We start from the raw sequence: 10,585 nt of genomic DNA on the forward strand, positions 1-10,585 counted from the left end.
AAAATAACTTAGATAACCAAAAACTTTTATTTTTTGACCAATACTGCTAACTTTACGGTAAAATAATAAAGATGTCATATGGCACAGACTGGTGATATGGTGCGCTTTCTGAATTCAGTCGGAGGCGGACGTATAGTAAGGATTGAAGATAATATAGCATATGTGGATGAGGATGGCTTCGAGACTCCGGTGCTTCTGAAAGAGTGTGTCGTGGTTGCTCCGGCGCAGCCTAAAGCAGGCGCGCAGAGCAAGTATGTGGCGCCTCCGGTTATTGTGCCCGAAACTAAACCTCAGAAAGAAAACGAGTTGTCGGAGGAGACGCCGGAGGGCGAGAAACTGAATGTAGTGCTTGCTTATGAGCCGGAGGAGATAAAGCATCTGTCGACCACGGGGTATGACGCATATCTTGTCAACGACTCCAATTATTATCTGTATTTTACATATCTCACCCGTGCCGACGGTCATGGATGGATAACACGTTTTGCGGGGATTGTCGAGCCGTCGATACAGGTTCATCTCGGGCATGTGACTCGTGAAATGGTTTCGGAAATGGACCGTGTGGCCATACAGTATGTCGCATTCAAGCGTGACCGTGAGTTTAAGCTGAAAGCGCCTGTTGCGGTGGAGTATGCGGTTGATACAACGAAGTTTTTCAAGTTGCATTGTTTTCACGATAATATATATTTCGACAGTCCTGTCATAGCGTTTGATATAGTTAAAAATGACATTCCTCAACGTCCTATGTCGATTGACAGTTCTGCTCTTCAGAACAGCATAGCGCGTAAAAAAGCCGTCGACAGGCCGGCAAAGAGTCCTGTATCCAAGAATCCGCGTAAAGGCGACATCGTGGAGGTGGACCTGCATGTGGATGAACTTCTTGATACGACGGCAGGTCTTGGCAATGCGGACATACTTCAAGTGCAGATGAAGGAATTTAACCGCGTCATGAACGACAATCTTAAAAACAAGGGTGTGAAGATTGTGTTTATTCACGGCAAAGGAGAGGGTGTGCTGCGTAATGCCATTCTTAAAGAACTGAAGCACAAGTATAAGAGCTGTGACGTGCAGGATGCGTCATTTAGAGAATACGGTTTCGGTGCCACACAGGTTACGATAAGATGATATACTGTTTCTCCGGTACCGGAAACTCGCGCTATGTAGCTCGTTGTCTCGGGCAGGCACTCGGTCATAAAATCATCAATATTGACGCCGCCTCATTGTTGAGACCTGAACGCTACCACAGTGTAGATGAGATTACGGTATGGGTATTTCCCGTGCATTCTTGGGGTGTGCCGAAGGTCGTTGAGCGGTTCATGCGTAAGATGCCCGCTATTGCTGGACGCCATTATATGGTGTGTACCTGCGGTGATGACATAGGTCTTGCCCATAAACAATGGCGGCGGCTTGTGGAGAGGTACCATGGCTTGGCTTCCGGAGCTTATTCGGTACAGATGCCCAACACATATGTGCTTTTACCCGGTTTTGACGTTGACTCCGATGACGTGGAGCGTGATAAACTTGCGAAAAGTAAGGCACGCATAGATTATGTGGCGTCGCGCATAGCCGGAGGTTATACGGACGACGATGTCGTCAAAGGTGCATTGCCTTGGCTTAAATCGCGGGTCGTTTATCCGTTGTTCATGGCGTTCATGACCTCGCCGCGGCCGTTTAATGTGGACAGAAGCCGCTGCGTGGGATGCGGACGCTGTGTGGCTCGCTGTCCTATGTTCAATGTGCATCAAGACGCTGCGAAGCGTCCTGTGTGGGGCGACAATTGCGCTTTCTGTCAGGCCTGCTATCATGCATGTCCGTCGCATGCGGTGGCTTATGGCCGACGTACTAAAAAGAAAGGGCAGTACAACTGCCCCTTGCGTTAGTCTAATAGATGTTCTATTGTCGTGATCATGTCGGTGGCCGACTGGTCGGGATGGCAAGGTACTACCGAGGCGTATCCGCGGTCGGTCCAATACAGGTCGGTCTCCGGATTGCCGGGCTCTTCGTTGTGGAACTTGCCTGTAAGCCAGTAAAACGGTTGTCCGTGCGGGTCGATATACTCCGCGTACTCTTCGGTCCAATATCCGCGAGCCGCTCTCACGACCTTGATGCCGCATACCGCTTCACATTTAGGCACGTTTACATTCAGGCATGTGCCATGAGGCAGGCCATGTTCTATCACGCGCGAGGTTATTGTCTCTACGACGTGTCGGCAGGCTGATATGTCGCGTTTCTGGTCGTGGCTGTGAAAAGAGTATCCTATTGACGGTATGCCGAGCATGCATCCTTCGAGTACCGCACCCATGGTGCCGGAGTAAATTATTGAGTTGCCAGAGTTGGAGCCGTGGTTTATGCCGGAAAGTATCAGGTCGGGTCTGCGGTCAAGCACGGCATGCATGCCGAGTTTTACGCAGTCCACGGGAGTGCCGTTGACGGAGTGCATGCGTGCTCCGTTATAATCGGGATGGTTTGTGATTTTCAATACTTTATTTACCGATATGGCCGATGACTGTCCGGAGTTTGGTGAGTCGGGAGCTATCGCCACAATCTCGCCCATATCTTTCACATAGTCGATGAGCTGATGGATGCCCGGCGCATCTATGCCGTCATCGTTTGTCACGAGTATGAGTAAGTTTTTTTTGTTCATGCTTTTGCTGTTTTATGCAAAAATAGCAAAAAAATGTGATATATGCGTCTGCTGTTATCAACAGAAGTGTTCACTTATCAACATTTAACTCATTTTGAAACGCTTTTAAGTGAGGTTAATCCAATATAAATCATTACCTTTGTGTTGCTAATAGTAAGTACTTATGGGTAAAATTATTGCAATTGCCAATCAGAAGGGTGGAGTGGGAAAGACCACCACTACGATAAACTTGGCGGCATCACTTGCCTCGCAGGGAAAGAAGGTGCTGATAATAGACGCCGATCCGCAGGCCAACGCTACTTCGGGCTACGGTATCGACCCCAAGAGCATGTCGTCGTCGATCTACGAGTGTCTTGTCGACAGTTATCCTGTAGAAGGTTCTCAGGTGGCCACATGCGTAGACGGTCTTGAGCTTGTGGGGTCGCGAATAGATCTCGCCGGAGCTGAGCTTGAGCTTGTAAACAAACCGAATCGCGAGCGGGTGCTTCAGGAAGTTCTTGCTCCTATTGTAGACAAATACGATTATATACTTATCGACTGTTCTCCGTCACTTGGTCTTATTACAGTCAATGCTCTTACTGCGGCTCATTCGGTTATAATACCTGTTCAGGCCGAGTATTTCGCTCTTGAGGGCATAAGCAAGCTGCTCAATACGATACGTATTATAAAGTCACGACTTAACCCCGAACTTGAGATTGAGGGGTTTCTTTTGACAATGTACGATGCGCGTCTGCGTCTGGCCAACCAGATATATGAAGAGCTTAAGGGGCATTTCGGCGATATGGTGTTCAATACAGTCATACCTCGTAACATACGCCTCAGTGAGGCTCCTTCACACGGTCTTCCGGCTCTTATATACGATCCGGAGAGCCGAGGAGCCACGAGCCATACAATGCTCGCAAAAGAGCTGATAGCCAAACATCGCAAGCAGGCGTCTGCACAGTAACACTCTCTTAACTTATTTGACACCATGGCAACAGTAAAACGCAATGCGCTCGGTCGAGGGCTCGACTCCCTGATATCGATGGACGATGTGCCCGCACGCGGCTCATCGGCAATCAACGACATAGATGTAGCATCAATATCTCCCAATCCTGACCAACCGCGCACAACTTTTGATGAGGAGGCGCTTGACGAACTTGCGTCGTCAATACGGGAACTCGGCATTATACAGCCTTTGTCGCTGCGAAAGACAGGGCCTGATACGTACCAGATAATAGCCGGCGAGCGCCGTTATCGCGCAGCCATTAAGGCCGGCCTTACATCAGTGCCTGCTTATATACGCACCGCCAACGACAGTGAGTTGACGGAGATGGCGCTTATCGAGAATATACAGCGTGAGGACCTGAATGCCATAGAGATAGCTCTTACCTTTAAAAAACTGATTGACCAATATAACCTGACACAGGAGCGCCTTAGCGAACGTATAGGAAAGAAACGTGCCACGATAGCCAACTTTCTGCGTCTGCTCAAACTGCCTGCCGAAGTGCAGCTCGGACTGCGTGACAAACGAGTGGATATGGGACATGCGAGGGCCTTGCTGTCAATCGAGAAGCCGTCATTGCAGCTTAAGCTTTATAATGAGATAATAAAGCAGGGACTCTCGGTAAGAAAGGTGGAAGAGCTTGCCAAGGCTTATCAGGCTGCTGCGGAGGGCACCGAGATGCCGCAGAAGCCGGCGCCAATGCGCATGACCGATAAGGATTTCGATATATTGAAGAAGCATTTAAGCGCCTCTTTTCATACTCCGGTACAGTTTACGTGTAATCCTCAGGGACGGGGAAAAATTACCTTCCCGTTTAAAAATGAGGCTGAACTTGAGCAATTAATTGCTATCTTTGACACAATAAAAAATTCTGAAAGTTGAGCGTTGCGCTTGATGTGCCGGACAAAATGTCGACATGAAACATTTTTGTCTTGAATATCAGATTGTTGAACAATGGGAAAAAGAATATACGAAAGAATTGACCGATATATGACCGGCACATTGCTGAGGGCGACAGTGGTGCTGTCGCTTACAGTGTTATGCACTTTTAACATTTTTTCAATGACTCAGGATCCTGACAATACAGTTGTATTGAAGTCCGATTCTGTGCAGACCGTTTCAGAGCCGCAGGACCTAAGCGCTTTTCCCGACTCAATGTGGATATCCTCGCCTCGTAGTGAGCGAGTGGAGGTGGTCGGTGACTCGATTGCGGTTGAAGGTGACAGTGTGGTGGTAAATACGGTCGGTGCCGTGCCGGTTGATACGGTGAGCGTGCTTGACCCGCTGACCGGAGATGAGTTTGATCCTGACTATGTTGTCAGGGAGTTCAATCCCGATCCTACAAGGGCTGTATGGATGGCTGCTCTTTTTCCGGGACTTGGTCAGCTCTATAATCGCCGTTATTGGAAATTGCCCTTGGTTATAGGCGGTTTTATGGGGCTCGGATATGCCACTAACTGGAACAACCGTATGCTTGAAGACTATACACAGGCATACCGTGACCTTATGGACAATGATCCGTCGACAAAAAGCTATATGGACTTTTACCCTCCCAATACAAAGGAGGAGAGTCTAAACAAGACTTGGATGGAAAAGACATTCAAGACGCGTAAGGATTTTTATCGTCGTAACCGCGACCTGTGCGTCATAGGCATGGTGGCTCTCTATCTTGTTGCCGTCGTTGATGCATATGTCGACGCTTCACTCGCGCATTTTGACATTACTCCCGACCTCTCCGTCGAGGTCCATCCGGCTGTAATTAAAGATACTCACAGCGCTTTGCCCGGACTCGGGTTTCAATGGGCGTTTAATTTTTAGCTAATCTCTCTTGTTATAACTTCTCGACCTTGCGATGAAAAAACTTATTCTTTCATTTTCCTTATTTAGCTCGGCACTGTTTGCCGTAGCCGCCCCCTCGATACTTACTCTGAAACAGTCGATAACTGACGATGCTATAGTTTATCCTGAAAGTTTCGAGACTGATACCCACAAGATGATGCAGAACTGGTATCTGCAGAATTATACCGTACTTAACGACAATTTTGCCAAGGTGCCGACTATCGATGCGTCCGATGAAGTGTACATAAAGCGACTTGCATCATTGCCTACCGACATCGAGATGCCTTACAATCAGATAGTCCGTTCTTATATTAATATGTATACACAGCGTCGCCGCGAACTCGTGGAGAGCATGCTCGGTATGAGTTTGTATTATATGCCTATATTCGAGCAGGCGCTTGAACGTCACGGACTGCCGCTTGAGTTGCGCTATCTGCCTGTTATCGAATCGGCGCTTAATCCCGATGCGGTGTCGAGAGTCGGTGCTACGGGGTTGTGGCAGTTCATGCTGCCGACCGCGCGTGGTCTTGGCCTTGAGATAAGCACTCTTGTCGACGAACGTCGTGACCCTTATGCCTCGTCGGAAGCTGCAGCCGTTTATCTTAAACAGCTTTTCGGTATGTACAATGACTGGTCACTTGCCATAGCCGCTTACAACTGCGGTCCCGGCAATGTCAACAAGGCCCTTCGTCGGGCAGGCGATAACGGCAAGGACTTCTGGAGCATATATTATCTGCTGCCCGCCGAAACCAGAGGTTATGTGCCGGCATTTATAGCTGCCAACTATGTCATGACCTATTACAATCAGCACAATATAAGTCCGGCACTTGCACGACGTCCTATAATAACCGACTCTATACATATAAACAAGCGTGTCCACTTCAAGCAGATAGCCGATGTGCTTAATCTGCCGGTAGAGGAGATCAGAGTGCTTAATCCGCAGTATCGTAAGGATATAATTCCCGGCGATGTAAGACCGTACTCCTTGGTGCTTCCCTCTATGCAGGTATACAGCTATATTATGAGCGAGGACAGCATATTGTCGCGTGACTCAAAATTATATGCCCGTCGTAATGTCGTGGAGCCGCAGATGGGGCCGGTCGAGGATCCTGATGCGGAGTATACGACAAAACTTGTCGTGGTAACACACAAGGTTAGAAAAGGCGAGACTCTGTCTACCATCGCAAAAAAATACGGGGTCACGACATCGGAGATAAAGAAGTGGAACAAGATGAAAAAAAGCAGGATTAATACAGGCCGCAAACTTAAGATACATACTTATCAGCGTGTTGCAACAGGCCGTAAAAAATCGTCGGACGAAGAACTTGCTTCTACGTCATCTGCTGTTGATGCCGCCTGCGTGAATAACGATACCGTATCTTCATCGACCCCGTCTGTTGCTGCCGCTCCGGAGCCTGCAAAAAACGTCGCCAAAAATACAAAGCCTAAAACGGAGAAGAAAGTTTCTGCAAAGAAAGCAAAAACCTCCGGCTCTTATACCTATCATACAGTAAAAAAAGGCGAGAGCCTTTACCGCATAGCACAGAAGTATAAAGGTGTGTCTATAAAGGATCTCCAAGAGGCTAACGGCATGGGTTCGAAGACAGCTTTGCGTGAAGGCCAGAAAATCAAAATACCTCGTATATAATAAAACCAGTCATAAATGAAAAAGATATTCTTGTCCTTGGCCGCGGCATCGATAGCCGTGTCTGTTTCAGCAGTCACTCCTCTGTGGATGCGTGACGTAAAGCTGTCGCCCGACGGTAGCTCTATCGCGTTTACATATAAAGGCGATATATATAAAGTAGGAGTTAAAGGCGGTGAGGCTGTACGCCTTACAACCCGTGATTCTTATGAGTCTGTTCCGGTATGGTCGCCTGACGGTAAGTCGATAGCCTTTGCCAGTGACCGTAACGGCAGTCAGGACGTGTATGTGATGCCGGCTTCCGGCGGTACGGCACGTCGGTTGACTTTTAATTCTGCCAACGAGTTGCCCGAGGCATTTACTCCCGATGGGAAATATGTACTCTTCTCGGCTGCCATTCAGGACCCTGCGACAAGTGCTTTGTTTCCATCCGGACGCTTGACTGAGGTCTATAAAGTGCCGGTCGGTGGAGGCCGTATCGAGCAGCTTCTTGCTACTCCGGCGCAAATGATCAGCTATGCTCCCGATGGAAGTTTCTTCCTTTATCAGGATCAGAAAGGTTTTGAGGATGAGTGGCGCAAACATCACACTTCCTCTGTCACCCGCGATGTATGGATGTATGATGTCGTCTCCGGTAAGCATAAGAATCTTACTTCACGTGCCGGAGAAGACCGTAATCCGGTACTTTCGGCTGACGGTTCGACGGTGTATTTCCTTAGTGAACGTGACGGTAAGACATTCAATGTATATTCATTTCCTCTTGCCGATCCGTCTGAAGTTACGAGAATCACGGATTTCAGCACACATCCCGTTCGTTTCCTTTCTCAAGGTAAAAACGGCACATTGGTGTTTACATACGATGGCGAGATATATACCAAGTCGGGTAGCGCGTCTCCTGTAAAAGTACCGATAAACATTACTCTAGATGAGGAGAATCAGGTTGGAAAACTCAACGTGAGCCGTTCATCAGGTGCGGTTGTATCGCCCGATGGCAAGCAGGTGGCCTTTGTCAATCGCGGGGAGATATTCGTTACATCGGTAGAGTATCCGACGACCAAGCAGATAACCAATACTCCTGCTGCCGAAGGTCAGATAACATGGGGTGACGATAACCGTACTCTCGTATACAGCAGTCTGCGTGACGGTCACGCCAATCTGTATCGTGCCAAGATAGCCCGTAAGGATGATCTTAATTTCGCTAATGCCACGGCTATTGATGAAGAGCCGCTTTTTGACGGCAAGGACGGTGTGGAGCGTACCTATCCGCAATTTTCGCCTGACGGCAAAGAACTTGCTTTCATTCAGGATCGCAACAAGCTTATGATAATGAACGTTGATACCAAGAAAGTACGCATGGTGCTTGACGGGTCGACTTATCCGGAACGCAACGGAGGTTTCGACTACTCATGGTCGCCCGACGGTAATTGGATGGCCTTTGAGCTTACCAATAACGGACATGAGCCTTACTGCGATGTAGCTGTAGTTAATACCCATGGCACACCCAAAGTCACCAATATCACGAGGTCGTCATATTTTGATTCTGCCCCTCAGTGGGTTTTTGACGGCAATGCTATAGCTTTTGTCTCTGACCGTTACGGCATGCGCAGCCATGCTTCATGGGGTTCGCAGGAAGATGTGATGCTCGTATTCATGAATCAGGATGCGTACGACAAATACCGTCTCTCAAAAGAGGACTACGAACTATTAAAAGAACTTGAGAAGCAGCAGAAAGCCGACAAGGAAAAGGCCGAGAAAGAAAAAAACAAAGACAAGAAAAAAGACGATAAGGATAAAAAGGATGATGCCGCCAAGGATGATAAAAAAGATATCAATGTGCAGCTTGACGGATTAGCCGACCGTATTGTACGCGTGACGCCGAACTCCTCTTCGCTTGGAGGACTGATTGTGACAAAGGATGGTGAGACTCTGTATTACCTTACTTCGTTTGATGACGGTTACGATTTGTGGAAGATAGACTTACGCAAGCGTGACGCCCGCATGGTCAACAAACTAGGCGGCTATGCCATGGACTTGCAGACCGATAAAGACGGCAATGCCATATATTTGCTTGGCGGAAGTTCGATGAAGAAGATGAGCATCCCTTCGGAGTCCATGAAGCCGATAGCATTTTCGGGTGTAATGGAACTTGACCCTGCTGCCGAGCGTGAGTTTATGTTTGATTACGTGAAGCAGGAAGCCAAGCAGCGTTTCTATCGTACCGATATGCACGGGGTCAATTGGGATAAGATGACCAAGGCTTATCGTAAGTTTTTGCCTCATATCAATAATAACTATGACTTCGCGGAGATGCTGAGCGAGCTTTTGGGTGAACTTAACGCTTCCCATACCGGTGGTCGTTATCGCGGTAGTGCGGCGGCCGACCGTACTGCAAGTCTCGGCCTGTTGTATGACTGGACATTTGACGGAGCAGGACTGCGTGTGGCTGAAATTATCGAGAAAGGTCCGTTCGGACATGCCGATACCCGCATGAAGCCCGGTGTTGTTATAGAGAAGATAAACGGCAGACCTATCAATGCCAAGGATGACTACACGCCTCTGTTCAATAACATTTCCGGCAAAAAGACATTGGTAAGTCTTTACGATCCTGCCGCCGGCGAGCGCTGGGATGAGGTTGTACTGCCCGTATCGAGCGGGGTCATGTCTGACCTTCTATATCGCCGTTGGGTGAAACAGCGTGCTGCCGACGTTGACAAATGGTCGGGCGGCCGTCTCGGATATGTGCACATCGAGTCGATGGATGATGCAAGTTACCGTACGATATACACCGATCTGCTTGGTAAATATATCGACAAGGAGGGTATCGTCATCGATACCAGATGGAACGGCGGCGGTCGACTTCATGAGGATATAGAGGTCTTGTTCAGCGGTGATAAGTATCTGACGCAAGTCATACGCGGTGTTGACGTATGCGATATGCCAAGTCGCCGGTGGAACAAGCCCAGCATCATGGTACAGTGTGAGGCCAATTACAGTAATGCTCACGGTACTCCGTGGGTGTATAAGCACAAAAAACTTGGAAAACTGGTGGGTATGCCGGTTCCCGGCACTATGACCAGTGTGAACTGGATTACGATGCAGGATCCTACTCTTGTATTCGGTGTGCCTGTCATCGGTTATCGCACGGCTGAAGGCAACTACTTGGAAAATTCCCAGTTGGAACCTGATATAAAGGTGTCCAACGATCCGTCTGTTATCATAACCGGCGAGGATGAACAGCTACATCGTGCCGTCGACGAACTTCTAAAGGATATAGACAGCAAGAAGTAGTGGATTTCGCTTCGATAAGTGTCGTTTAGTTGTGGTTTTGGCGCGATTTATAGAAAAATGTGAAGATTCCAAATCGAAGTGCAAAACTTTGAGATGGGCATTAGTCATTCTCCTCTCTCCTTCTGGCGAGGGGATGCCCAAGCGGCGGGGGCGGCCTAAACCGCCCCCAAGAGCGGACAGCAGCAGA

At 48.5% G+C, this 10,585-nt stretch carries 8 protein-coding genes; 7 read left to right on the forward strand and 1 reads right to left on the reverse strand.

Annotated features, from left to right (window positions below):
• Positions 1-78 precede the first annotated feature (78 nt).
• Together FW767_RS04630 and FW767_RS04635 are read left to right on the forward strand one after the other, a co-directional pair.
• Entirely contained in the window at positions 79-1,122 is a 1,044-nt protein-coding gene (locus tag FW767_RS04630; RefSeq protein ID WP_121700325.1) for a DUF2027 domain-containing protein, read from the forward strand.
• On the forward strand, positions 1,119-1,877 hold the full coding sequence (locus FW767_RS04635; protein WP_121700324.1) for an EFR1 family ferrodoxin: 759 nt from the start codon (positions 1,119-1,121) through the stop codon (positions 1,875-1,877). Before FW767_RS04630 ends, FW767_RS04635 begins: the two co-directional genes overlap by 4 nt.
• Here FW767_RS04635 and surE read toward each other — a convergent pair.
• Positions 1,874-2,641, reverse strand: a complete 768-nt coding sequence (gene surE, locus FW767_RS04640) for a 5'/3'-nucleotidase SurE (protein WP_121700323.1) — start codon at positions 2,639-2,641, stop codon at positions 1,874-1,876. The genes FW767_RS04635 and surE overlap by 4 nt on opposite strands.
• A gap of 163 nt (positions 2,642-2,804) precedes the next feature.
• On the opposite strand from surE, the gene FW767_RS04645 reads away from it, so the two are divergent.
• The 5 genes from FW767_RS04645 (at position 2,805) to FW767_RS04665 (ending at position 10,398) form a co-directional block, all read left to right on the forward strand.
• Complete coding sequence (locus tag FW767_RS04645; RefSeq protein WP_121700322.1) at positions 2,805-3,587, forward strand: ParA family protein; 783 nt, start codon at positions 2,805-2,807, stop codon at positions 3,585-3,587.
• Between the two features lie 24 nt (positions 3,588-3,611).
• A complete protein-coding gene (locus tag FW767_RS04650) occupies positions 3,612-4,508 on the forward strand; it encodes a ParB/RepB/Spo0J family partition protein (RefSeq protein ID WP_121700321.1) in 897 nt (298 codons plus the stop codon).
• Positions 4,509-4,580: 72 nt separating this feature from the next.
• A complete protein-coding gene (locus FW767_RS04655; RefSeq protein ID WP_121700320.1) occupies positions 4,581-5,444 on the forward strand; it encodes a DUF5683 domain-containing protein in 864 nt (287 codons plus the stop codon).
• 34 nt (positions 5,445-5,478) lie between these two features.
• Entirely contained in the window at positions 5,479-7,113 is a 1,635-nt protein-coding gene (locus FW767_RS04660; protein WP_121700319.1) for a LysM peptidoglycan-binding domain-containing protein, read from the forward strand.
• 15 nt (positions 7,114-7,128) lie between these two features.
• Positions 7,129-10,398 carry a S41 family peptidase gene (locus FW767_RS04665; protein ID WP_121700318.1) on the forward strand — a complete coding sequence of 1,090 codons (3,270 nt, stop codon included), beginning with the start codon at positions 7,129-7,131 and terminating at the stop codon, positions 10,396-10,398.
• The last annotated feature ends 187 nt before the right edge of the window (positions 10,399-10,585 follow it).

Source organism: Heminiphilus faecis, assembly GCF_008728965.1.
Lineage (GTDB): Bacteria > Bacteroidota > Bacteroidia > Bacteroidales > Muribaculaceae > Muribaculum > Muribaculum faecis.

Excerpts from the sequence above, each read along its gene's own strand:
- FW767_RS04650 (WP_121700321.1), top strand. The coding sequence starts at position 3,612 with ATGGCAACAGTAAAACGCAATGCGCTCGGTCGAGGGCTCGACTCCCTG.
- FW767_RS04665 (WP_121700318.1), top strand. The coding sequence starts at position 7,129 with ATGAAAAAGATATTCTTGTCCTTGGCCGCGGCATCGATAGCCGTGTCT.
- FW767_RS04660 (WP_121700319.1), top strand. The coding sequence starts at position 5,479 with ATGAAAAAACTTATTCTTTCATTTTCCTTATTTAGCTCGGCACTGTTT.
- surE (WP_121700323.1), bottom strand. The coding sequence starts at position 2,641 with ATGAACAAAAAAAACTTACTCATACTCGTGACAAACGATGACGGCATA.
- FW767_RS04655 (WP_121700320.1), top strand. The coding sequence starts at position 4,581 with ATGGGAAAAAGAATATACGAAAGAATTGACCGATATATGACCGGCACA.
- FW767_RS04630 (WP_121700325.1), top strand. The coding sequence starts at position 79 with ATGGCACAGACTGGTGATATGGTGCGCTTTCTGAATTCAGTCGGAGGC.
- FW767_RS04645 (WP_121700322.1), top strand. The coding sequence starts at position 2,805 with ATGGGTAAAATTATTGCAATTGCCAATCAGAAGGGTGGAGTGGGAAAG.
- FW767_RS04635 (WP_121700324.1), top strand. The coding sequence starts at position 1,119 with ATGATATACTGTTTCTCCGGTACCGGAAACTCGCGCTATGTAGCTCGT.